Here is a 23,068-nt window from a genome sequence, read left to right on the forward strand (position 1 = left end):
GAGCTACGCCTGCCCACCCACCAAGCCCATCGGTGCGGTCACAACGGACCAAGCCGAACCGTCAAATCCCCATAGCCGCAAAACCGAAATCTCCACCCCGCGGTTCCTTCCCTGGAGGCTTCCGGACGCCGGCCTCGAGCCACGCCATCTCAGTAGACGGCCGGCATCCGAAACCCATCACAACAGCGGACGTTGTTGGATTGCGATCCGCAGCACCAAGGTGACGAAGGCCGTCAATATTCTTCGCGTTGACAGCGGTTCTGTGGGAAGCGAAAGCTGCGTCCAATAGGAAGCTCGCGCTACCTCTTCTCCAGGCCTTTGAGATGTTCGATGAAGGCCCGCAGTTTGGGGTGAACTTGAGACCGCTGCGGGTAGTAGAGGTACACACCCGAGCTTGTCCCGGTGAAGTGGTCCAGAACGACTTCGAGCTTGCCGCTCGTCAACTTGTCGCTGATCGCTTCTTCAGGGCTGTAAACGACCCCCAAGCCGTCGACGGCCGCATCGATCGCCAGCAGAACATCATTGAGGATCAGCGGCCCCTTTACCTGAACCTCAAATTCCTTGCCGTCGGTCTCGAACTCCCATCGATCGTACACACGATTGCCAGCTCCCGCGCAGATGCAAGGATGGGCCAACAGGTCTTTTGGATGTTCAGGGTGCCCATGCTTGTCAAGGTAGGCCGGTGCAGCAGCCACAACCCATCGGATGGGACCGAAGAGTTTGAGCGCCACGACATCTTTGGCAAGGATGTCTGACACCCGTATTCCTGCATCAAACCCGCGCTCGAATATGTTGGTGGCCGCGTTCTCGAAGAAGATCTCAACCGTCACATCCGGGTACTTTTCGATAAAGGTCGCGATCAGCGGCCTAAGGAAGTTCGGATAGACGGTCTGCGGGACATTCAAGCGCAGACGACCGGCAGGCTTGTCCGCTGCGCTTCCCGCGTCCTTCATAGCGGAAAGGATCGCATCCAGCGCCGGTCCCGCCTGTTGCAGGAATTTCTCCCCGGCTTCGGTCAAGCTCGTAGCTCGTGTCGTTCTTGTAAGCAGGGTGACGCCCAGGCGAGTTTCGAGGTGTCTGATCATCTTGCTTATCGCAGGCGGCGAAACCCTGAGTGCTTCTGCCGCCGCCGTGAAGTTCCGCTTCTCGGCGACAAGCGCAAACGCCACAAGCCCATCAAGCTGATCCTTGTCCATTATGAACCTCTGGTTAATGTCGCATCAACCCGAATGCCATTTTTTGAAAGGAACGGCCATCGTATTCTGCGCTCACTTACGAAGACACAGCCGCAAACGCTGATGTGTTTCGGAGGTTGATCAAACCCAGTGGAGGTGCAGCACCATGAAGAACTATGCAGACGATTTCGAAACAGGCGCTCCCGAGATGCCAAGCCGCCGTAAATTGTTCGCCGCTGGGCTAGGCATCGCCGCAGCGTCGCTGCTGCCTCTTTCCGAGTCGAGAGCTCAAACGGCAACATCGGGTGCCGCAGCCACAGGTGCAAGGTCATCGAACCTTCAGCGTCGCATGCTCGGCTCGCTGGAAGTCTCTGCCATGGGGATGGGCTGCCAAAACTTTGCCGGGATGTACAGCCCGCCCACGAACAGGCAGGAGGCCGTGCGGATCATCCGGGCGGCGCATGACCGGGGCGTGACCTTTTTCGACGTCGCTGAAGTCTATGGACCCTTCCTGGGCGAGGATATTGTTGGCGAGGCGCTTTCGCCGATCCGCGACCAGGTGATCATCGCGACCAAGTTCGGCTTCGACATCACGCCCGAAGGCCAGGTCACAGGCGTCAACAGCCGCCCTGACAATATCAAGCGGGTGACCGAGCAACAGCTCCGCCGCTTGAAGACGGACTACATTGATCTTCAATACCAACACCGTGTCGATCCGACCGTGCCCGTCGAAGACGTGGCCGGAGCGGTGCAGGAATTGGTCCGTGAAGGCAAGGTCCGCCACTTCGGCCTGTCCGCTGCAGGCGAAGCGACCATCCGCCGCGCCCACAAAGTGCAGCCAGTCACGGCGGTGCAGAATGAATACTCTGTCTGGACCCGCGATCCGGAGGTGGAGGTTCTGGCGACCTGCGAGGAGCTTGGCATCGGGTTCGTGCCATGGAGCCCGCTCGGCATGGGATACCTGACCGGTACAGTCACCCCCATGTTCGTGCATGGCCCTGCCGACCTACGGGCCAACCTGCCGCGCTTCACGCCTGAAGCCCGCCGCGCCAACTGGCCGGTGGTCGAACTGCTACAGCGCGTAGGCGCACGTCATCAGGCTGCGCCCGGCCAGGTCGCCCTTGCCTGGTTGCTCGCCCGTAAGCCGTGGATCGTGCCCATTCCCGGCCCGATAACGGAGGATCAGATGGACCAGAACATGGACGCGCTGCAGGTCCAGTTGAGTGCGGCCGATGTCAAGGAGATCGATGACGGCTTTGCCCGGATCACGGTCCAGGGCGCGCGTCTCAGCCCACCACTGCTCGCGATGATCGATACCGGCGCAAAACTTGGAACGAGTTCCAAGGGCGGAACCGGCATGTCACCGGTCAGGTGACCAACCCACAAGAACCGACGGGCTGAAGTCTAGCCGGGTACCTGCGGCGCTTCTTGTCCGAGGCGCTGCCACCTCTGTGGTCCTCGCTCCGGTCTTTCCGGATCGGTAGGGCCAGCCAGAGAGCACAACGAAGGAGACTGCCATGAATAACAACAATCGGGTCGCTGTAATCACTGGTGCATCCTCCGGAATCGGTGAGGCGCTGGCACGTGAGCTTCTTTCAGAAGGATATCGCGTAGCCCTTCTAGGGCGGCGCCTCGAGCGTGTCGCGGCACTCGCAGACGAACTCGGCGAAGGCGCTATCGCGATCCAGGCTGACGTGACCGACCGGGACTCCATCGCTGGAGCCGCCGCGCGCGTCCAGGAGTTCGGCGGCGCCGATGTTCTAGTCAACAACGCAGGCGTGATGCTCACAGCGCCGTTTGGATCGGACAAGCGATCCGAGCATCGGCAGATGGTCGAAACCAATCTCCTGGGTGCCATGACTGTGACTGAGGTTTTCCTTGACCAACTCCGCGCCAAGAAGGGAGATCTGGTGAACATCTCTTCTGTGGCAGGTCGCGTAGCTCCAGCCGGGTTCGCTGCCTATTCGGCAACCAAATGGGGGATCAACGGCTGGTCCGAGGCGCTTCGCGTCGAACTCCAGCCAGACATCCGCGTGATAGTCATCGAGCCTGGTGCGGTGGCGACAGAATTATCCGACCACATCACACACGAGGAAAGCAAAAAGTCTGCTCAGGACTACCGCGACAACGTTGCAATTCCGGCTCAAGACATCGCCGAAATCATAGCCTTTGCTCTCAGCCGGCCGAAGCGGACGTCCCTCAACGGGATCCTGGTCCGCCCGACCGTGCAGGCGATGTGAACAACTGTCTTGCAGCCCCATGCGCCGCAAGATCGGTGAAGGGCTGACAACATGAAAGGACACATGAGATGAGTAACAAAGTGTGGTTCATCACCGGGGCAGGACGTGGCCTCGGCCTGGACATTGCCAAGGCGGCCCTGGCAGCCGGCCACAAGGTGGTCGCGACTGGCCGTAATCCAGACAAGGTGGCGAACGCTCTAGGTGCTTCCGACGACCTTCTTGTCGTGAAACTCGATGTCACCAAGGCCGCTGACGCCGACGCCGCCGCGCAGGCGACCCTTGAGCGGTTCGGACGGATCGACGTGCTGGTCAACAACGCGGCCAGCTTCTACGCCGGGTATTTCGAGGAACTGTCTCCCAAGCAGATGCAGTTGCAGCTAAGCACGAGCCTTGACGGTCCGATGATAGTGACGCGGGCGTTCCTTCCGGTCATGCGCAAGCAGCGCTCCGGCCAGATCGTCTCGATCTCCTCGACGGCAGGTCTGATGGGCTTTGAATTCTGCACAGCCTACTCTGCTTCGAAGTTTGGCCTCGATGGCTGGATGGAAGCGCTGCAGACTGAAGTCGGTCCGTTCGGCGTCGAGACGATGATCGTCAACCCAGGCTTTTTCCGCACGGAGCTTCTGACCGAGGAGTCCACTAGTTACGCGGAAATCGCGATCGAAGATTATCACGAGCGACGCACGGCACAGATTGCCTTCTGGACGTCCCAGCACGGCAAGCAGGGCGGTGACCCCGCTAAGCTGGCACGCGCTCTAATCACGCTCGCTGAGCAGGACGAACTGCCACGGCGCTTCCTCGCTGGCTCTGACGCTATCCAGGTGGCGGAGCAGAAGATTGCTCTCTTGCAGCAGCAGATCGAAGCGTACCGAGAACTGTCGAGTTCTCTCGCCATAGACTGAGGACGCTGGAACGCCCTGAGTCCACACCCTGCGTGCGGGCTTTGGGGCATTCGCCGATCCTCTATCTGCGTACCTTCCGAAGTCCGCTTTGGGCCGACTGTAGTCTTCGGGGCCACATTACTTCCCCTTGTAAGCCCAAGGCAGCAGCTCATCGATCCGGCTCTGCTTGTGACCGTTGACGATGGCGGTGAGCGTATTGGTCAGGTAGGCCTGCGAATCGACGGCGTTGAGTTTGCAGGTCTCGATGAGCGATGCGATGGTGGCCCAGTTCTCGGCTCCAGCGTCGTGCCCCGCAAAGAGTGCATTCTTGCGATTGAGGGCATCGGCCGGATGGTTCGCTCGACGCTGTTGTTGTCGATCTCGATGCGGCCGTCGGTCAGGAAGAGCTTCAAACCATCCCAATATTTGGCGATGTACGCCAAGGCCTCGCCGAGTGGAGACTTGGTCGCGACACGGGCGCGGTGATGGACGAGCCAGGTCTGCATGTCGGTGACCAGTGGCGTTGATCGTTCCTGTCGTCCGGCGAGGCGAGCCTCCGGATCAAGGCCACGCAGTTCGGCCTCGATCCGATCCAGTTCGCTGATCCGCTTGACGCCCTCTTCGGCGATAGGTGCTGCTCCGTTGCGGGTTATCTCCACCAGCTTGCGGCGAGCGTGTGCCCAACAATAGGCAAGCCGGATGTCCGAGCCGACACGGTCAGGTGCGATCAGTCTGTTGTATCCGGCATAGCCATCGACCTGCAGGATGCCGGAGAAGCCCTGCAATATCCGTTCGGCATGAATGCCCCGAGCGTAGGTGAAGGCCACACCAGGCGGAGCACCGCCGCAACTGGATGTTCTCAACCGAACAGGCGCGCCTCAAATTGGCCAAGGCCTATCCAAAGCCAACCGCCAAAGAGTCATAATCCATGTGCAGAGATACTAGTTGCCGGCGGGCATGGTCAGTGCAGCAGGTTTGCTCCGCGTGCCTTGACGATGTTTCGCATGATGCCGTTAAGCCAGTCCTCAGTGGAGGAACCGGATCGTCTCCTGTCGATCTCGCCGATCGCCTGCTCGAGCGTCCGCTCGACCAGCCGGTCGGAAGCGTCAACGTCTCCCAGCAGCAGACGCGCTGCGAGCCTGAGCTTAGGCAGCAGGGAAAATACGTCGTCTGACGGCTCGGTCGCCAGATTTCCGCTTGATGCTTTGGGCTCGGAGGGGAAGAGAGCATCGAAAACAGCCTGGCCGTCCGAGGATTTTCTGAGGCTGCTGGCATACCGAAGGCGCTCAGGAATAACGATGTCTTCGTCGCCGCTGAAAAACACGAACGGCACGCCGCGGCGCATCAGTTCGTCCGCGATCGGGAATACCCGTCTTCCGTTGAGATTGACGTCCAGGATTGCGGCTTCCGCCTCATCGGTATGCTTCGACGCCTGTTCGACTGTCGCCACGGGGCCAAGCACGACGGCGCCCATCTTGCTGAAATAACGTGCAAGATCGCCCGCCAGCATCCATTCGTCCTCGACGATCAGGATATGCAAGCCTTGCAGGTCGCGCACCTCATTGTTCCTTCTTTCTGCGGGAGTCACGGCTGTCGGCGCGGACATTTTGCTGGCTTTATCTCAGGTGGTCGTTTTGCCATTGGAACCGCCTCGAAAACCGGATGTTAATGCCCACCGGCGGTGCTTTGTTCCGTTCGAGGACTATTTACTGGCATGAGGCTCGGTCCGGTCCCTAAAGCACGTCGCGTTTTGCCGGCCTCATGCGACGCGCTTTAGGCTGTTGTTTTTATTCATCTCGTTATCGCAAAACCGCTGCACACTTTTGCGCGACATGCATTAGTCTGAGGTCCGATTTGGCGGTTTCGCAGCCGCGGCTGTTACCGAGGCGTGGCATGGTGTTCCAGAACGGAAGATTTCCCATTGTCGGCGTCGGCGCATCGGCCGGCGGCATTCCCGCGATGGAGGGCCTGTTCAAAGGGCTGACCGGCGGCACCGGCATGGCGTTCGTCGTCGTCACTAATCTGAGCCCAGAGCGCGAAAGCCTGCTGCATGACGTTATCGCACGTTACACCGGCATGCCGGTCATCGTCGCCGAGGAGGGCATGGCGGTCCAACCCGACCAAGTCTATGTGATGCCGCAAAACGTCGTCCTCACCATCCGTAAGGGCGCGCTTTCGCTGCGCCGGCCGAACACGCTTAACCGCGAGCGCAAACCGATCGACATCTTCTTCCGTGCACTGGCCGAGGACCAAGGGGAGTACGCCATAGGCATCATCCTGTCGGGGGGCGATTCGGACGGCACGCTGGGCGCCCGGGCGATCAAGGAACATGGCGGACTGACGATTGCCCAAGCCTCCGACGGTTCCGGCGCGCGCAACCCGGACATGCCGCAAAGCGCGATTTCGAGCGGCCTGATCGATATCGCAGCGCCCGCCGAGGAGATCGGCGCAAAGCTTCAGGCGTTTGGCCGCGGCTTCAATGTGCTGAACGGGCTGGCCGAGGGGGGTGGCGAGCACAAGGCTGACATGGATCGGGCCGCCGATGAAATCGACCCCACTCTGCGCGGCCATTCCGGTCACGACTTTTCCAGCTTAAAGACGAAGACGTTCTCCGTCAATGAAGAGGCACAGTCGACCAATGAGCTTGAGGCCTCGAAGGAGGAAATGCAGTCGCTCAACGAAGAGCTAAACACCATCAACGCGGAGCTGACCGGCAAGATAGAGGAACTCGATCGCGCCAACAGCGATCTCAGAAACTTGTTCGAAAGCACGGAAATCGCCACCATCTTCCTCGACCGCAACCTTGTGGTGCGGACCTTTACTCCCGCCGCGTCATCGTTCTTCAACTTGCGTCCGTCCGATGTCGGCCGACCGCTGACCGATCTTTCGAGCCAGCTCGACTACCCCGAGTTGAAGCGGCACATCCAGGCGGTGTTCGAGACGGGAGAGACCCTGAACCATCACCTTGCGCGCGACGACAAGGGCCGGTTCTATCTGGTTCGCATCAACCCTTACCGGGACAAAGGCGGCAGCATCCAAGGCGTGGTCGTGACCATGATCGACGTGACGACGCTGGCGCAGGCGGAAGAGCGTCAGCAGGTGCTCATCTCGGAGCTGAACCATCGCGTCAAGAACATGCTGGCGGTCGTCGCCAGCATCACCAACCGGACGCGCGAATACTCGGCGTCGAAAGAGGAGTTCGCCGAAGCCTTGATCGGGCGCCTGCATGCAATGTCACGAGCCTATAGTCTGCTCTCGCGCGAGAGCTGGACGGAAGCCTCCGTCGAGGAACTGCTGCACCAGGAACTCGAAGCCTTCGGGGCCGAACGGTTCGAGCTCGATGGCAAGCGGGTAAGCCTCAAGCCTGTACAGGGGCTTTCGTTCGGCATGGCAATCCATGAACTGGCGACCAATGCCGCCAAATATGGCGCACTGTCGAAGCCTGCCGGGCGGATAATTGTGAAATGGTCGGTGGTGGATGGAACCTTCAAGCTCGTCTGGCGCGAGAAGGGCGGCCCCCGCATCAAGGAGCCAACCGACAGCGGCTTCGGCCTTACCCTTCTGCGCGGAGAAATCGGCTATAGGCTGGGCGGAAAAGTTGAAACAAGTTTCCGCTCAAATGGTTTGGAGGCGGAAATCGCATTCCCTCTGACCCGCGAGGAATCGTCGTGAGCGGAAAGGTGCGTGTGCTGATCGTCGAGGATGAATGGCTGATCGCCGACGATGCGGCGGCTTACCTGCGCAAAGCCGGCCATCAGGTGGCTGGACCTGTTTCGTCGGTGACGGCGGCACTCCGGCTCATTGGCGAAGGCGGCGTCGACGCGGCGTTACTGGATATCCAGTTGAACGACGAAACCAGCTATCCCATTGCGGAAGCGTTGCGGACGCGTGGTGTTCCGTTCGCCTTCCTCTCCGGCTTTGGCGAACGCGAAATTCCGGCCGGGTTCCGCGCTTGCAGGATCGTGCAGAAGCCGGCGAGCCAGAGTGCGATCCTGAATGCCGTGGATGAACTCGCACGAGCCGGCTGAGGTCGCGATTTGAAAGTCGCGCCAGGTCACATCGGCGTGGTGCGTGCCTGCCGCGAACGACAAACGCCTATGGCAATATCCGCACCGGTACCGATTTGACCGCCGGAACATGAGCCTTTTCGGCTCTGTGCCACAAAGGAACCAGCGGGTTGAGCTCGGGATAAATAACCGGCACAATTTCCCTCCGGCACCGAGTAAGGCGTGATGCGCAGTCCGTGCACGCGGCGCTCCACACCGTCCTGCGCGTTGGCTTCGAGATCGACCTCCTGTCCCACGCTCAAACCGAGGCGCTGGATATCTTTCTCGCTCATCAACAGCACCATGCGTGTGCCGCTGATGCCGCGCAGCCGGTCGTTGTAGCCGTAGACGGTCGTGTTGAACTGATCGTTGGAGCGGACCGTGATCAGTGTCAGCACATCATCGCCGGCGACATCGATGTCGGGATCGGTTTCAAGGCCACTTGGCAGCTTGAAGTTGGCCTTCTTGTTCGGCGTCTCCCACACCCGCTTGCTCGCCTTGATGTCGCGATGGAAGCCGCCGGGCGTCAGGAAACGCTCGTTGAAGTCGCGGAAGTGTTGGGGGTAGCAGCGCTCGATTTCGTCGCGGATGCGGGAATAATCCCCAACCCACTCGTCCCATGGGATCGAACTCCTGCCCGGCACTGTCGCCTTGGCAAGCTCGGCAACGATCCTGGGTTCGGAAAGCAGATTCGGCGAAGCCGGAGGTCGCGATCCGAACGAGCCGTGGATACAGGCGGTGGAATCCTCGATCGACACTCTTTGGTCGCCGCTTGCCTGATGATCTCTTTCCAGCCGTGACAGGCAAGGCAGCAAATAGGTTGTCCGCCCGGCGATCAGGTGACTCCGGTTGAGCTTGGTCGCGATCTCGACATGCAGGTCGAGCCCACGCCAGGCTTTCTCGACCAGGCCGGTTTCCGGCACGGCCCGCACGAAATTGCCGCCGAGCCCGACGAAGCCCTTGACCGATCCGTCGATGACGCCTTCGCACGTCTCGACCGTATCGAGACCTTTCTCGCGCGGCGGTTCAAAGGCGTAGAATTCGGCGAACTTGTCGAGCGGGACGAGCTCGGGCTTTTCCGATATGCCGACGGTGCGCTGCCCCTGGACATTGGAATGGCCGCGCAGCGGCGAAATGCCGGCGCCGGGTTTTCCGATATTGCCGCGCAGCATGAAAAGGTTGCACAGCATCTGGACGTTCTCGGTGCCGTGCCGATGCTGGGTCAAGCCCATGCCGTAATTGCCGATCACCGCGTTGGCATGGCTGTAGACCTCGGCGACATGCTCCAGGTCGGTCTGCGCAATGCCGGATCGCGCGACGATATCGCTCCACTGGGTTTTGCGCAGGAAGGCTTCGAATTCGGCGAAGCCATGCGTGTGCTCGGCGATGAAAGCCGGGTCGAGGACACGCGTCCTGCCGCTTTCGCGGGCGGCATCGTCGAGCGCCAGCAAGGCCTTGGCGATACCCGTCATCGCGGCGATATCGCCGCCCGAACGAACCTGGAAGAAGTCGCTGGACATTTTGGTGCCAGGCCCGGGCGACAGCATGTCGACAGGGTTTTGCGGGTTCTTGAAGCGTTTCAGTCCCCGCTCTGGCAAGGGATTGAAGGTAAAGACGGGCACGTTGCGTTGACGTGCCTCTTGCAGCGGATGCAGCAGGCGCGGCGCCGTCACCCCGGTGTTGTGCCCGAAGAAGAACATCATGTCGCATTTCGCAAAGTCTTCGAGCTGCACGGTCCCGACCGGGGAGCCGATCGATTCCGGCAAGCCGACCGAGGTCGATTCATGACACATGTTGGACGAATCGGGCAGGTTCGAAGACCCATAGATTCGTGCAAAAAGCTGGTACATGAACGAGGCCTCGAGCGAGGCGCGGCCAGACGTGTAGAACACTACCGATTTGGGATCGAGCCGCCGCAGTTCGGCAGCTATGTCGCGGAACGCATCGTCCCAGGAGACCGGCTCGTAACGGTCGGTGGCGGCATTGTAGCGCATGGGCTCGGTAAGCCTGCCCTGCTTCTCCAGATCGTGGTCCGGCCAATCGAGCAGTTCCGTCACCGAATGCTCGGCGAAGAAAGCGGTTTCGCAGCGCAGCTTGGTCTGGTCCCACATCGTCGCCTTGGCACCGTTTTCACAGAATTCGAACGGTCTCGGCTGGGCTGGCTTTGCCCATGAGCAAGACACGCACATATAGCCGTCGGCCTTGTTCTGCTTGAGCAGCGTGCTCCATATCCCGGACAATAGCAGGCCTTCGCCGCGCGCCTTGCGGACCAGGGATTTGAGCGATCCCCAGCCGCCTGTCGGGTGGTCGTATTTCTTGGTTTGGATGCGATCGGTTACGGCGGGTTTCATGCAAGCCACTCCCTGTAGAAGAGCACTCATACGAACCCCGCGGTGAGGCTGAATGTTCCGGGCTGGGTCCGTACCGTCACGCCGGTCCGTCTCGCCGGAACCATTTCCGCCATCGTTTGTTCGGCTCGAAGAAAGGAGCCGCGCGAAATGGAGCGACGTAACGCGTTAATTGCGATGGTGATTTCGGCCATTATTATCGTCGGCTTTCTCATAGGCTTTTTGTACGGCGATATGGGCTGGCAAACCTCGCCGCTCAAAAGAGCCCCTGAGCAGAACCAGGGTGGCAATGCTCCAGCCGACACCTCGCCTGCCGCCGGCATCAAAAAGAACCCCAAGGAAAATACCGAAATGCCAGGCCAGCAATGACGTAAGGCCAGCAATGAAATCCAGCAGCAAGGCAATACCACGAACTGAAACGGGGTCCTGTTTTTGCGGCGCCATAACGGCGGAGATGCGCGGCGAGCCTTTCTGGATTTGCTCCGATCACGATGACGACTGCCGCAAGGCGATAGGAAGCCCACTAACGGTGTGGGTCGGTTATCGGCCTTCCGAATTCTCGTTGCTCACCGGCACGCCGAAGACCTTTTCGAAAACCCCAGGCGTGCTTCGGTCCTTCTGTGCGGATTGCGGAACATCGATCGGCTATGTCGACCAGGGCCTGCCCGACGAACTCTATCTGGCGATCGGCTTCCTCGATCATCCCGAACGGTTTCCGCCGCAGGCTCACGCATATTGGGACATGAGGCTTCCCTGGGTCGACTTTCCAGACGAGCTGCCGCGGGTGGGGACGTATTCGAGGCGGCGAGATCCGGCGTTCGGAAATCCGGCAGACCGATAGCCTACTGCCCGCCTGCAGGTGGAAAAGTACCGTTCGCAGCCTCGTACGAAAACGACAATTGGCGCGCGGCCGAAAACGCGCGATCATGTGCCAATGGGCCGCCGTTTGGATGACAAGCTCGATTGCAAGGCGTGCGGGACGATCCTGATGGAGATTCCCGACAACCCGAAGGATTCGACGCCGATCCATTGCAGCAATTGCGGCGCCTATCTCGGCGAATGGGGCGATCTGCAGGAGGATTTCTTCAGGCAGGCGTTCGGTGCCCAGGCCTTCGATCTGAACAACGGAAACATCATCAAGAAATAATCCTGGATCCCGCCGGCCCCAAGCCACGGCCTGCGGGCCCGGCTGTTCGCGGCAATTGCTGTTCGGACCGGGCCATCGGGAACTTTTCTCCCGACCCGCTTGTTTGGATGGCGGAAGGAGAAACGCCATGAGCACAAAACCTCCGCCTGTGCCGCCGAAGAATCTGAGCCCAAAAGGCGCCGGTGACAAAAAATCGGTAGCAGCCGACCAGGCGCCGCAATCGACCGTGCCGGATCCCGACAAGCAGGGCCAGCAAGGCAATACGAAGGTCAACACCACCCATCAAGGCAACGTCCAGGATCGCTAGGTCATGTCCACGTCGAAGAAGACACCTGCCAGCATCCGCCAGGGCGGTCCCGGCGCCGCGCACGAAAACGCCAAGAAGCCGCTGAGCGTCGAAAAGCCGCCGGCCGACTCCGACCGTCGCAGCCACAGCAAGGTCTCCGGCGGCGGCGGCGAACGCGACAGCCACCATACCCACGACCCCGAAAAGAAAGGCGACACTCGGCCCGCGCATCAGGGCAAGTAAAATCGGGCGGCGACGTGACGATCGGTGGGGTTCGAGCGAAGTGTCAGCGGGGACGCCGCGCCGAGGCGAACGGCACGACATTGTCGACATTTGCCACCGGCAAATCGAACAACATCGGAAGCCCCCGCGTCGCGGCCATCTCAACGATCAGCTCTTCGATGGAGTGATTGGTCAGACGGGTCTCGACGCCCAGCCGGATCATCGCCGCCAGCTTGTGCACCGGCACTGGCACGGACTTCGCCCGGTCGTCGAGCAGCTTGCTGATTTCGATCACGACGTCGGCGTCGATATTCCTGGGCAAGTCTCGCATAAGCGCCTCCCCGCCAAACGAAACGAAAAGCCCGCCGCACCTTTCGATACGGCGGGCGATCCAGTAATGCGTACCGGCGAGGGGATCGGGGTGGGCGTGCCGGCGCGCGCAGATCGCAAGTAATTTTAGTTAAATCCGTCAACTTCGATGTGTCACGGAAAAACGTCTGTACGTTTTTTACTGAACCGCGCGGATCGTTAGCTGTCCCCGCCGTCGCGCGACGCGGCAGCACGGATGGCGCGATCCATTGCCCTCCGGACAGTGAACTCAAACAGTATACATTATAAACTTAAAACATCTTGCCAGGTGATCCAGCCTATGCTCCACTTGAGCCGGGAACATGGCTGACAGGTCGATTTCTGCCAACACGTGGCTGAATTTCAAACGGCACGACCGCGAGAACACAGCCTCAAACGATATACGAAATCTTCGCATGGGAAGGCGTGGATGACGGAAACGATAGAGCTCAAACGGGTTGGCGATGGCAATCTGCGTGCCCAGGTCTATCAACAAATCCGGCTGACGATACAGCATGGCGAATTGGCGCCTGGCCAGAAGCTCGTCGACGTCGATATTGCCGCCCAGCTCGGTATTTCCAGAATGCCTGTTCGCGACGCCTTGATGCAGTTGGTGCATGAGGGCTATCTCGTCGGCACCACACGCGGCTTCACCCTGCCCACGCTTACCGCGACGGATGTCGCCGACATCTTCGAGGTCCGCCGCTTGCTCGAGCCGCGTGCCGCCGCGCACGCTGCTCGGACACTTGACGCCGCTGGCCTCAAGACCCTGGCAGCCGCGCTTCGGGAGGCCGAGGCTGCGGCCGCCGCCGGCGATGCCGACCGCTTTTTCCAGGCCAATTCGGCATTCAGAAATTGTTGGCTCGGCGCCGTCGAGAACGAGCGCCTTTCACAAACCATTGCAAGGTTCGCCGACCACGTGCTCGTCGTCCGCTTAAGGACGCTGTCGCACCAGCCGACGCAGGCCGTTATCGTTGCCGGCATGCGCGCAATCTATGAGGCATTCGTCAAGCGCGACGCCGTCGCCGCTTACGACCGCATGACCCACTTCATTCAGAACGCCGAGGAGCGTTTCATGAAGCTTAGCCCACCGTTTCAAAACTCCAACGGTGAAGGTGAGGGCATGTCGCGGCGGGGGAAAGCATGATCAGGAAGCAGCACCCGCTGAAAGGGCCGAACAGGTTCAAGCTCGGCGTCTTTTCAATGAATGCCGATGGCGGCCTGGCAATGACCACCGTTCCCGAGCGCTGGCGTGCCCGCTGGGAAGACAACCTCAACTCCGCCTGTATCGCCGATCGCGCCGGCCTCGAGTTTCTGCTGCCGATCGCCCGCTGGCGCGGCTTCGGCGGTCTGACGCATGTACGGGAATGGTCGTTCGAGACTTTCACCTGGGCGGCGGGCCTTGCTGTCGCCACCGAGAACATCGGCCTGTTCATGACGGTGCATGTGCCGCTGGTTCATCCGCTGCAGGCTGCAAAAGCGCTGGCGACGGTCGACCACATCTCCAACGGGCGGGCCGGCTTGAACATCGTCTGCGGCTGGAACCCGGACGAGTTCGCCATGTTCGGGCAGACGGTCGGCGAGCGGACCTACGATCAGGCCGAGGAATGGATCAACATCATCGTGCGTGCCTATCAATCGAGGGAGCCGTTCGACTTCAGCGGCGAGTTCTATGATCTGAAGGGTGTCGTCAGCCGGCCGCCAAGCCTGCAGGCGCCGCGACCGGTGACCATGAACGCCGCCTTCGGCGCGCCGGGGCGCAACTACGCAGCGCGCCACTGTGACTATTTGTTTTCGACTTTTTCCGAAATCGCCGACGGCCGTGCGCATGTGGTCGACATTACCAACCGCGCGGCCGAAGTCGGGCGCGAAGTCGGCGTCTATACGGTCTGTCACGTCGTCTGCCGGGAGACCCAGCAGGAAGCCGAGGACTACTACCGGCACTACGCGCTGGAATGCGCGGACGAGGGTGCGGTCGACGAGCACATGCGCAAGAAGAAGGAATTCGCGAACTCGCACGATGCGAAGGCTTTCACCGAATATCGACAAAGGTTCGCCGGCGGTGCCGGAACGTTCCCGCTCATCGGCACGCCGGAAAAGATCGTCGACGATCTCACTGAGATCATGGACCAGGGCTATTCCGGCGCCGCCCTTACATTCGTCAACTACACCTACGAATTGCCCTTCTTCTGCGACCGCGTGCTGCCGCTGATGCGCCAGGCCGGGCTTCGAGTCAATTGATGCCGGCGGCCGCCATTCCGACCCCGTGGGTGCATGGGCACGACGCCATCAATCCGCGCGCCTTCAAGCAGGCGATGCGGGCCGTGGCGGGCTCGGTCGCCATCCTCGCGTCGGAACATGACGAGATCGGTTTTTGCGGCATCACGGCGACGGCCCTCTGCTCGTTCAGCGCCGAGCCGCCGTCGCTGCTGGCCTGCGTCAACCGCGGCAGCACCTTTGCCTCGGCCATTCGCGAAGACTTGCCGTTTTCGGTCAATCTTCCCGCCGGCGACCAGGAGAACGTTGTGCGTGCCTTTGGCGGCATGACCAAAGCCAAGGGCGCCGCGCGGTTCTCGTCCGGATCATGGGTGCGTGGCGAAACCGGCGCGCCCTTGCTTGTCGGCGCGCGGGCAATGTTCGAATGCCGGGTGGCCGAAATCATTGTGCGGGCGTCGCACATGATCGTCATCGGCATCGTCTCGGGCGTTGCGCTGGATCGCGCTGACCGATCGCCGGTCTTCTACGCGCATGGGCGGTTCCTGACAGTAGGAGATGATGTCAACTAACCGCCGTTCGCGTGGCGGCGCAGCGATCGCAATTTCAGATCGGCCCGATCATGGGCCGGTTCATGGACGAACTATCAAAGGGAGTATGGCAATGCGCATTTGGAAATCCCTTGTTCTGGCTGCACTCATGTCGGGTGTGGCGGGTATCGCCGCGGCCGAAGAGGTCGTCCTCAACGCCGTGCATTTTACACCGACGCAGAACGGCTACGCCCAGAGCTTCCTGAAGTTCGTTCAGGAAGTGAACGAAAAGGGCAAGGGCGTGGTCCAGATCAACGTCCGTGGCGGGCCGGAGGTCATTCCGCCGATCCAGCAGGGCGCGGCGCTCAGGAGCGGCCTGATCGACGTGATCGACACACCGGCAGGGCAGTTCCTCGAACTCGTGCCCGAAGGCGAGGTTTTCTCCGCATCGACGAAGACGCCCTGGGAGGTTCGCGACAATGGCGGCTGGGATTTCATCAACGGAATTTTCGAGAAGAAGGCCAATGCCCATCTGCTGGCGCATGTCGACGCGGGCTCGGGCTTCAATGTCTTCACCGTCGACGAACCCAAGCTCAACAGCGAAGGCAGCATCGACTGGGGCGGCCTGAAAATCCGTTCCTCGCCGCTCTATCGCGATTTCCTCGAATCGCTAGGCGCGACGGTGATCGTGCAGGCGCCGGGGGATGTCTACACCTCGCTCGAGCGCGGCGTCGTCAATGCCAACGCGTATACCGTATTTGGCTATGCGTCGTTCGGCTGGGACAAATTCACCAAATACCGTGTCGACCCGCAATTCTTCAAAACCGATGTGCTGATCTCGATCAACAAGGCCAAATGGGACACGCTGTCGCCCGAGGCGCAGAAGCTGCTTGCCGACACGGCCGTCGAATACGAGCGCGTGAGCTATGACGCCAATCTCGCCGAGTCCGAAAAGCAGGCACAGGCAATGATCGGCGGCGGGCAGAAGGTGATCAGCTTGACCGGCGCCGGCCGCGACAAATTCCTGGCGGCTGCCACGCAGGCGAGCTGGGCGAGAATGGCCAAACGCGATCCCACCAACATCGATCAGTTGAAGAAATTCTTCCAGTAGCCCGAGCCGAGGGTGCTGGTGCGCCCTTCATCAAGGTGGACATGAGGGTCGTCGGAAATGGACGGATTGTTTGCAGCGATCGGGAAGCTGAGCCTTGCGTTGGCGGCGGCGGCAAAAGTGGTGCTTGGCCTCATCATCGTCGCGGTGGTTGCTGATGTGTGCGTCCGCAATCTCGGCCTGAGGCCGCTTGCCTGGGCGGTGTCCGCAACGGAATACGGTCTGCTCTATGCGGCATTTCTGCCGATGCCCTGGCTGGTCCACAGCAAGGGCCATGTCTTCGTCGAGTTCCTGCGCCAGGCGCTGCCGGTGCGGGCACGGGCGGTGCTTGAAAAGCTGGTCTATCTCGCCTGCATTGCCGTCAGCCTCTACCTCGGCAGCGTCGCTCTGTCTTCGCTGACAAGTGCCGTTGCGGGCGGCGAATACGAAACGCGCAGTTTCGATATGCCGAAATGGCTGGTCTTTCTGCCCATCATGCTCGCCTTCTATCTCTCGGCGCTGGAATGGCTCAGATATCTGCTCGGCCGTGACACGCTGTACACGCTCGATCCGCTGGAAATGGAAGGGCTCTGACCGGTGGCCTGGCTGTTTCCATTCGCCGTGCTCGTTGGCACCATCCTGGTGTTGATGGGGCTTGGGCTGCCGGTCGCCTTCGCGTTCTTCGTCACCAATGTGATCGGGCTGTACCTGTTCTTCGGCGGTTCGATCGGCGTGACGCAGATGGTCGCCAACTTCTCCGACGCTGTCTCGACCTATGCGCTTGCTCCGCTGCCGATGTTTCTCGTCATGGGCAGCCTGTTCTTCCGCTCCGGCCTCGGCGAGAAAGTCATCTACGCGCTCGACCTGTGCGTCGGCAATCTGCGCGGACGCCTCGCCTATGTCGTCCTCGCCGCCGGCACGATCTTTTCGGCGCTGTCAGGTTCCAGCCTTGCCAATACCGGCATGATGGGCTCGCTGATGGTGCCCGAGATGCTGAAGCGAGGCTACAAGCCGCATATGGCCTACGGCCCGGTGCTTGGCGCCGGAAGCCTTGCCGTCATCATCCCGCCATCCTCGCTGGCCGTCTTGCTCGGCTCGCTTGCCCAGATCGACGTCGGCGCGCTGCTCATAGCGGGGGCTCTGCCCGGACTGCTGCTCGTTGTCATGTACGCGGCGCTGATCTTCGCGCAGACAAAGATCGATCCGGACGCCGCTCCGCACTATCCGGTACCCGCCGTTCCCGCGGCCGAGAAGGTGAGGGCGGTTGCCGTCAACATCATTCCGATGAGCGTCATCGTGTTCATGGTGGTCGGCACGATCATCCTTGGGATAGCGACGCCGACGGAATCGGCCGGACTCGGCTGTGCCGCCGTCTTCGCCTTGTTGTTTGTCTACCGACGGTTCAGCTGGTCGGTTGTCTGGAAGTCGCTGGATGATGCGATGAAGGTCACCGGCATGACCTTCCTGATCATCTCGGCTTCGACGACGTTCTCGCAGATATTCGCCTTCTCCGGCGCCTCCAACGGCTTTATCCAGTTCATCGTGGGCTACGATCTTGGACCGTATCCCATGCTGCTCATGATGGTGCTCGTCATCCTGCTGCTCGGCATGTTCATGGATCAGGTCTCGATGATGCTGATCACGCTGCCGATCTTCCTGCCGATCGCCCAGCAATTCGGCTACGAGCCGGTATGGTTCGGGCTGATCCTGCTGCTCGCCTATGAGGTCGGCTTCACCACGCCGCCGTTTGGTCTGCTGCTGTTCATCATGATCGGCGTTGCGCCGAAAGGCACATCGCTCAAGACGGTTGCCATGGCTGCGGCGCCTTACATCGCGCTGACGCTTCTGCTGATCCTGCTGATTGTCCTCTTTCCGCAGATCGCTCTCTTTCTTCCGAATTTGATCTAGTCGAACTCGATCCAGCAGGTGTCCACATGCGCTTTGCCTATCTTGCTTTCTTCCATGATGACCGCGAGGCAAATTTGGCCATCGCCGGCGAAGATGTTGACGCTGTGCGGCGTGTGATTGCATCGACGCCGGGCCTTGCGCTTGCCAACATCTATCTGCCCGAAGTGGCGACGGACATGTTCAACAACGATGGTCCACCGCCGGTCTTTGGCTTCCAGCTCTATTTCGACGAACTGGCGGACATGGAAGCGGCGCTGGCGCCGTCCGGCCATCTGCAGGCGCTTGCCGCACCTGGTATGCTGTCGAGCATCGCCGCTTCGGGGCCGACGCAACAGGCAATGTGCATGCGTCCGTTTCCCGTCGATGACGCTGGCGTCAAGACGTCCGAGCTCCCCTGCAGCTATCTTGTCCACTATCCCGGGCCGGCCGAAGACATGAATGCCTGGCTCTACCACTATGTGACGCATCATCCGCAATTGATGCGGGGCTTCCCCGGCATTCGCCACATCGAGGTTCTGTCGCGACTGGATTGGTGCGGTTCGCTTCCCTGGCCGCGGATCGACCATATGCAGCGCAATCGGGTCATGTTCGACAGTCCCGCGGCATTGACGCACGCGCTGCAATCGCCGGCGCGGCTGGAGATGCGCGCCGACTACAAGACCTTCCCGCCGTTTTCAGGCGGCAGCCGGCATTTCCCGATGTCGACGGAAGCCGTGCATCCTTTGGCGCGGGCCACATAGCGCACACAGGTTTTGCCGACGCCGAAAATTTCTGGAGATTTCATGTACGACTTTCGCAAGAAATGTATCTCTCTCGATCGCCTCATCGGTACCTTCTGTGCCATCCCGCACCCTGTGGCGGTCGAAGTGGCCGCCGCCAGCGGGGTCGATTTCCTGTGCATCGACTGGGAGCATTCGCAGATCGGCCGCGAACGGCTCGAGGATCTGATCCGCGCCGCCGATGTCCACAGGATTCCCGCGATGGTGCGCGTTCCCGGCCACACGCCGGAGTGGATGGCGGCCGCGCTCGACGCCGGCGCGTCGGGTGTCCTGGTACCCCGCGTCTCCACGGCCGAGCAAGCGCGCATGGCGGTCATGGCCTGCCGGTACCCGCCGGTCGGCGCCCGCGGTGTCGGCCCGGGCCGCGCCGCCGGTTATGGCTACAGGATTCCGGACTACCTCAAATCGGCCAACGAGGTCCTGACGGTCGCCATCCAGGTCGAGACGGCCGAAGGCCTCGCCAACATCGACGACATCGTCCAGGTCGACGGCGTCGACGTGGTCTTCATTGGCCCCGGCGACCTGTCGGTCTCGATCGACGCGATGGGGCCCGCCGGCCAGGACAAGCTCAATGCAGCGATTATGAGGATCGCGGCCGCGGCGCGCGCGGCCCGCAAGGCCGTCGGTATCTTTCGCCCTTCGGCGGATGATGTCGGCAAATGGTCGCGGCACGGCATCAGCTTCTACATGCTGGCCAGCGACACGATGTTTCTCGGGGCCGGCCTTGCCGCCGGGGTCGCCTCGGCGCGCAGCGCCTCATAGCAAGAGTTTGCCATGAAGATCATCAAGACCGACGGTGTGCTGTCAGTCGAGGAGGAGCAGCTGCGCTACCTCGACGGCTTGAACGTCGAATTTGTCGAAAAGACGCTGCTCACGGAAGATGCCCTGATCGAACACTGCCGCGACGCCGACGCATTGATGGTATTGCGGGAGCCGATCACGGCTCGCGTTTTGGCGGAACTGAAGAGGCTCAAGGTCATCGGGCGGTTCGGCGTAGGGCTCGATTCGATCGACGTCGAGGCCGCCAGCCGTGCCGGTGTTCAGGTAACCTACGTGCCGGACGCCAATCTGGTTGAAGTCAGCACCCACGCCATGGCCCTGATCCTGGCCTTGACGCGCAGGCTGAAACAGTTCGACAGCGCGGTGCACGCCGGCCGCTGGGCTGCAATGACCGACGGCGCCGGCATCACGCGGCCCGACAGGCAGATCCTCGGCCTGATTGGCTTCGGCCAGATCGGGCGGCTGACTGCCGAGCGGGCGCGGGTCTTCGGCTACCACATCATCGCCTACGACCCGCATATGCCGGCCGAGCGCATCGCGGCCGGTGGTGCCGAACCGGTCGGCTTCGACGAGCTGCTGGCCAGGGCCGACATCGTCTCGCTGCACGTTCCAGCGACACCGGAGACCAGAAACATCATGTCGGCGGAAGCCCTGTCGCGGATGAAGGAAGGGGCGATACTCATCAACGTGGCCCGCGGCGGCCTGGTCGACGAGGTCGCATTGGCGGACGCGATCCGGCGCGGCCATCTGGCAGGCGCCGGCATCGACACGTTCGAGCTGGAGCCGCCTTCGCCTGACAATCCGCTGCTGGCGCTGGACACCGTCCTGGTCAGTCCACACGCGGCGCACTACTCGACCCAGTCTTACGCGGAGGTTCGCAACAAGGTGTTTGCCGATGTCGCATCGGTCCTGCGCGGCGGCAAGCCGGTATATCCGGTCAACCGGATATGACCAATTCCCGATGTCGGCACCACCCGCCTGTCGACAGTTCCACCTTAACGTTCCGGGGCAGGCGCCCCCTGAGCCGACCTCGGCAAGCGGATAAAGACGGGAACGGGTGAAGTGCATTCGCATTTTTTGCCGACAGCGCCACATTTTGTTCTTGCTTTGTGCCGGCAGCTATGCTACTAATTTGGGTATGGTGCTGATTCGCACCGAGAACCCGCCGCAAGGCGGTTTTTTTGTCTTTAGGTTTTCAGCGCCATCCGTCGAGCCTCAACTCGGCTTGTCGCGCCGCTCGACGATGTAGATGTGATCGGCGACCAGCACCACGTCGCCATGCTGGTTGATCACCTCGCAGCGCTCGACGACCCGGCCTGAATCGGGTCGCTTCGGGTCGTCTTCCTTGGCCGAGATGGTGGTGCGGGTCCTGATCGTATCGCCGATGAACACCGGCTTGATGAAGCGCAGCCGGTCGTAACCATAGGAGAAGGCAACCGGGTTGACGACGCTGGCCGTCAGCCCGACGCCGATCGAAAACACCAGCGTGCCGTGGGCGATGCGCTGCCCGAACGGCGTCGTCTTCATGAACTCGGCGTCCATGTGGTGGGGAAAGAAATCACCGGTATGGCCAGCATGGACGACGAAGTCGGTCTCGGTGATCGTGCGCCCGCTGGTCATGCGCGACGAGCCGATCCGGTAGTCCTCGAAATAGACTGTCTGCTCCATGTCAGGGCCTCGCCGCGATCGGTGTTGCCGGCGCCGCGCTCGATCGGTAGGCGGCTTCGACCAGCGCCATGGTGTTCCAGCCGTCCTCGACGGAACTGACAAGCTCGGCGTCCTCGCTCAACGCGTAGCGCTGGACATTGGCCATGCGGCCGGCAAAGGCGTCCGGAAACCATGCGCCGACGAGTGGAACCGCAATCCAGTCCGTGCCGTCTTTGGGGTAGATTTCGAGAATGTCCGGCTCGCCGCGCGGATAGTCGAGGTTGACGCCCAGTTTGAGGTAAGCGGCGCCCTCGGTACCGCAGATGCGGAATTCGCAGGCCTGGTGTTTTCGACCGAATTTGTGATCGTGGTTGATCGACAGTGCACAGCGCACGGTGTCGCCATAGTCGAGAATCGCGCTGGTGCGCGTTTGCGCAACCTTGTGGCCGGGATGGCCGAGCGTCTTGGCGTGAACCCCCTTGGGGTCGCCGAGCAATTGCCGGATCAGGTCGAGATAATGGATGGAATGCATGGCGATCTCGACGCGCGGCGCCTGCAACAGGAATTCCCAGAGCTGCCAGGGTGTCGCCAGCGCCAGCCATGCATCGAAATCGACCACGTCGCCCAGCCAGCCTTTGGCGATCGCATCCTTGAGCGCCAGCATCATCGGCGCGAAGCGAAGCTGGAAATTCACCGCCGCCTTCAGGTCTTTGGAGCGGCAGATTTCGAGGATCTCGGTCGCCTCGGCGAGATTGCTGCCCATCGGCTTCTGGATCAGCGCTACCGCACCATCGGGCAGCGCCCTGAGCACGCCGGCGTGGTGAGCCGGGGGCGTCGCCAGATCGAAGACGGCGTCCTTGATTGACGCAGCTTCCTCGACCGACCGGTAAGCGGTGACGCCCCATCTCTGCGCCAGTTTTTCCGCCTTGGCCAGGTCGGGGTCGAAAAGCCCGGCAACCGGGAAGCCGGCTTTCCCATAGGCCGGGAAATGCGCATCGCCGACGATCGAGCCGGCGCCGAAAATCACGATCGGCCTGGGCTTTGACGGCTGTGCCCAGGCCTGGGAAAGCGAGGCAGGATCGAAAATGTCATCAGTCATAATGGAAGACTTCGTCCATCGACGCCCACCACTCGCCCTCCTTGCGGGTCGGCAGCGGCTCCTGGCATGGCATGCAGAGCGCCCACCATTCCTGCGTCGTGGGATCGGCGGCCATCTTCGCCATGTCGGCGGCATAGTCGGTGCCGTGGTACTCGAAGGTGCTGAACAAAAGGTGCTCCGGCTCCCTCAGATAGATCGAATAATTCTTGATATTGCAGGCGGAAATCATCTTGAGGACGTCCGGCCACACAGCAGCGTGAAGCCGCACATACTCGGCGACTTTCTCCGGCTTGAGGCCGAGCACCATTCCCATTCGCTGCATGTCCGCCTC

25 protein-coding genes and 2 pseudogenes are annotated in these 23,068 nt (G+C 61.2%); 19 read left to right on the plus strand and 8 right to left on the minus strand.

Going from position 1 to position 23,068, the window contains the following annotated elements:
• Positions 1–299: 299 nt before the first annotated feature.
• On the minus strand, positions 300–1,196 hold the full coding sequence (locus tag NKI25_RS19620; protein ID WP_352620985.1) for a LysR family transcriptional regulator: 897 nt from the start codon (positions 1,194–1,196) through the stop codon (positions 300–302).
• A 328-nt stretch (positions 1,197–1,524) separates the two neighbouring features.
• Here NKI25_RS19620 and NKI25_RS19625 point away from each other — a divergent pair, with 328 nt between their 5' ends.
• The 3 genes from NKI25_RS19625 to NKI25_RS19635 all read left to right on the plus strand — a co-directional run bounded on the left by NKI25_RS19625 (position 1,525) and on the right by NKI25_RS19635 (position 4,317).
• Positions 1,525–2,550: an aldo/keto reductase gene (locus NKI25_RS19625; RefSeq protein WP_352999173.1), complete on the plus strand. Its 1,026-nt coding sequence runs from the start codon at positions 1,525–1,527 to the stop codon at positions 2,548–2,550.
• 142 nt (positions 2,551–2,692) lie between these two features.
• Complete coding sequence (locus NKI25_RS19630) at positions 2,693–3,415, plus strand: SDR family oxidoreductase (protein ID WP_352590419.1); 723 nt, start codon at positions 2,693–2,695, stop codon at positions 3,413–3,415.
• Between the two features lie 68 nt (positions 3,416–3,483).
• Positions 3,484–4,317 carry an SDR family NAD(P)-dependent oxidoreductase gene (locus NKI25_RS19635; RefSeq protein WP_352590416.1) on the plus strand — a complete coding sequence of 278 codons (834 nt, stop codon included), beginning with the start codon at positions 3,484–3,486 and terminating at the stop codon, positions 4,315–4,317.
• A gap of 117 nt (positions 4,318–4,434) precedes the next feature.
• Here the strand turns inward: NKI25_RS19635 and tnpC are convergent.
• Positions 4,435–5,141: pseudogene (gene tnpC / locus NKI25_RS19640) on the minus strand (IS66 family transposase); the annotation flags it as partial.
• Positions 5,142–5,257: 116 nt separating this feature from the next.
• The gene (locus NKI25_RS19645) at positions 5,258–5,854 is read right to left on the minus strand and encodes a response regulator (RefSeq protein WP_036238319.1); all 597 of its coding nucleotides are present in this window, start codon (positions 5,852–5,854) and stop codon (positions 5,258–5,260) included.
• 335 nt (positions 5,855–6,189) lie between these two features.
• Between NKI25_RS19645 and NKI25_RS19650 the strand changes: the two genes are divergently transcribed.
• Positions 6,190–7,968: a chemotaxis protein CheB gene (locus NKI25_RS19650; protein ID WP_352782143.1), complete on the plus strand. Its 1,779-nt coding sequence runs from the start codon at positions 6,190–6,192 to the stop codon at positions 7,966–7,968.
• Positions 7,969–7,982: 14 nt separating this feature from the next.
• Positions 7,983–8,324 carry a response regulator gene (locus tag NKI25_RS19655; protein ID WP_352590412.1) on the plus strand — a complete coding sequence of 114 codons (342 nt, stop codon included), beginning with the start codon at positions 7,983–7,985 and terminating at the stop codon, positions 8,322–8,324.
• Positions 8,325–8,391: 67 nt separating this feature from the next.
• Here the strand turns inward: NKI25_RS19655 and NKI25_RS19660 are convergent.
• Positions 8,392–10,693 (minus strand): annotated as a pseudogene (locus NKI25_RS19660) (FdhF/YdeP family oxidoreductase).
• Between the two features lie 147 nt (positions 10,694–10,840).
• Here NKI25_RS19660 and NKI25_RS19665 point away from each other — a divergent pair.
• The 5 genes from NKI25_RS19665 (at position 10,841) to NKI25_RS19685 (ending at position 12,366) form a co-directional block, all read left to right on the plus strand.
• Positions 10,841–11,059, plus strand: coding sequence for a hypothetical protein (locus NKI25_RS19665; RefSeq protein WP_254818791.1), 219 nt, complete (start codon positions 10,841–10,843; stop codon positions 11,057–11,059).
• A gap of 13 nt (positions 11,060–11,072) precedes the next feature.
• On the plus strand, positions 11,073–11,531 hold the full coding sequence (locus NKI25_RS19670; protein WP_502897406.1) for a GFA family protein: 459 nt from the start codon (positions 11,073–11,075) through the stop codon (positions 11,529–11,531).
• 147 nt (positions 11,532–11,678) lie between these two features.
• Entirely contained in the window at positions 11,679–11,837 is a 159-nt protein-coding gene (locus tag NKI25_RS19675) for a hypothetical protein (protein WP_023676108.1), read from the plus strand.
• A 127-nt stretch (positions 11,838–11,964) separates the two neighbouring features.
• Positions 11,965–12,144: a hypothetical protein gene (locus NKI25_RS19680; RefSeq protein WP_031193315.1), complete on the plus strand. Its 180-nt coding sequence runs from the start codon at positions 11,965–11,967 to the stop codon at positions 12,142–12,144.
• Positions 12,145–12,147: 3 nt separating this feature from the next.
• The gene (locus NKI25_RS19685) at positions 12,148–12,366 is read left to right on the plus strand and encodes a hypothetical protein (protein WP_352590409.1); all 219 of its coding nucleotides are present in this window, start codon (positions 12,148–12,150) and stop codon (positions 12,364–12,366) included.
• Positions 12,367–12,409: 43 nt separating this feature from the next.
• Here NKI25_RS19685 and NKI25_RS19690 read toward each other — a convergent pair whose 3' ends face one another.
• Positions 12,410–12,676 (minus strand): hypothetical protein, encoded by a 267-nt coding sequence (locus NKI25_RS19690; protein ID WP_352743931.1) that lies wholly within the window; start codon positions 12,674–12,676, stop codon positions 12,410–12,412.
• Positions 12,677–13,123: 447 nt separating this feature from the next.
• Between NKI25_RS19690 and NKI25_RS19695 the strand changes: the two genes are divergently transcribed.
• From NKI25_RS19695 to NKI25_RS19735, 9 genes are all read left to right on the plus strand, one after another.
• Positions 13,124–13,840, plus strand: a complete 717-nt coding sequence (locus NKI25_RS19695; protein ID WP_352614955.1) for a GntR family transcriptional regulator — start codon at positions 13,124–13,126, stop codon at positions 13,838–13,840.
• Positions 13,840–14,934 carry an LLM class flavin-dependent oxidoreductase gene (locus NKI25_RS19700; RefSeq protein WP_352455311.1) on the plus strand — a complete coding sequence of 365 codons (1,095 nt, stop codon included), beginning with the start codon at positions 13,840–13,842 and terminating at the stop codon, positions 14,932–14,934. The genes NKI25_RS19695 and NKI25_RS19700 overlap by 1 nt, the downstream gene beginning before the upstream one ends.
• Positions 14,934–15,479: a flavin reductase family protein gene (locus tag NKI25_RS19705; protein WP_352782138.1), complete on the plus strand. Its 546-nt coding sequence runs from the start codon at positions 14,934–14,936 to the stop codon at positions 15,477–15,479. The genes NKI25_RS19700 and NKI25_RS19705 overlap by 1 nt, the downstream gene beginning before the upstream one ends.
• 91 nt (positions 15,480–15,570) lie before the next feature.
• Positions 15,571–16,548 carry a TRAP transporter substrate-binding protein DctP gene (gene dctP / locus NKI25_RS19710; protein ID WP_352782136.1) on the plus strand — a complete coding sequence of 326 codons (978 nt, stop codon included), beginning with the start codon at positions 15,571–15,573 and terminating at the stop codon, positions 16,546–16,548.
• 57 nt (positions 16,549–16,605) lie between these two features.
• Positions 16,606–17,118, plus strand: a complete 513-nt coding sequence (locus NKI25_RS19715) for a TRAP transporter small permease (RefSeq protein WP_352451558.1) — start codon at positions 16,606–16,608, stop codon at positions 17,116–17,118.
• Positions 17,119–17,121: 3 nt separating this feature from the next.
• The gene (locus NKI25_RS19720; protein WP_352620999.1) at positions 17,122–18,432 is read left to right on the plus strand and encodes a TRAP transporter large permease; all 1,311 of its coding nucleotides are present in this window, start codon (positions 17,122–17,124) and stop codon (positions 18,430–18,432) included.
• A gap of 26 nt (positions 18,433–18,458) precedes the next feature.
• A complete protein-coding gene (locus NKI25_RS19725) occupies positions 18,459–19,172 on the plus strand; it encodes a hypothetical protein (protein ID WP_352590391.1) in 714 nt (237 codons plus the stop codon).
• 42 nt (positions 19,173–19,214) lie between these two features.
• Entirely contained in the window at positions 19,215–19,973 is a 759-nt protein-coding gene (locus NKI25_RS19730; protein WP_352590388.1) for an HpcH/HpaI aldolase family protein, read from the plus strand.
• 12 nt (positions 19,974–19,985) lie between these two features.
• Positions 19,986–20,942, plus strand: a complete 957-nt coding sequence (locus NKI25_RS19735; RefSeq protein ID WP_352590385.1) for a C-terminal binding protein — start codon at positions 19,986–19,988, stop codon at positions 20,940–20,942.
• Positions 20,943–21,206: 264 nt separating this feature from the next.
• Here the strand turns inward: NKI25_RS19735 and NKI25_RS19740 are convergent, their stop codons facing one another.
• The 3 genes from NKI25_RS19740 to NKI25_RS19750 are packed head-to-tail and all read right to left on the minus strand — an operon-like array spanning position 21,207 to position 23,059.
• The gene (locus NKI25_RS19740; protein ID WP_352999116.1) at positions 21,207–21,659 is read right to left on the minus strand and encodes a MaoC/PaaZ C-terminal domain-containing protein; all 453 of its coding nucleotides are present in this window, start codon (positions 21,657–21,659) and stop codon (positions 21,207–21,209) included.
• 1 nt (position 21,660) lies between these two features.
• Positions 21,661–22,737 (minus strand): Gfo/Idh/MocA family protein, encoded by a 1,077-nt coding sequence (locus tag NKI25_RS19745; RefSeq protein WP_352590382.1) that lies wholly within the window; start codon positions 22,735–22,737, stop codon positions 21,661–21,663.
• On the minus strand, positions 22,730–23,059 hold the full coding sequence (locus NKI25_RS19750; protein WP_023676093.1) for an L-rhamnose mutarotase: 330 nt from the start codon (positions 23,057–23,059) through the stop codon (positions 22,730–22,732). Before NKI25_RS19750 ends, NKI25_RS19745 begins: the two co-directional genes overlap by 8 nt.
• Positions 23,060–23,068 lie beyond the last annotated feature (9 nt).

Source organism: Mesorhizobium sp. M0808 (assembly GCF_040320025.1).
Taxonomy (GTDB): Bacteria; Pseudomonadota; Alphaproteobacteria; order Rhizobiales; family Rhizobiaceae; genus Mesorhizobium.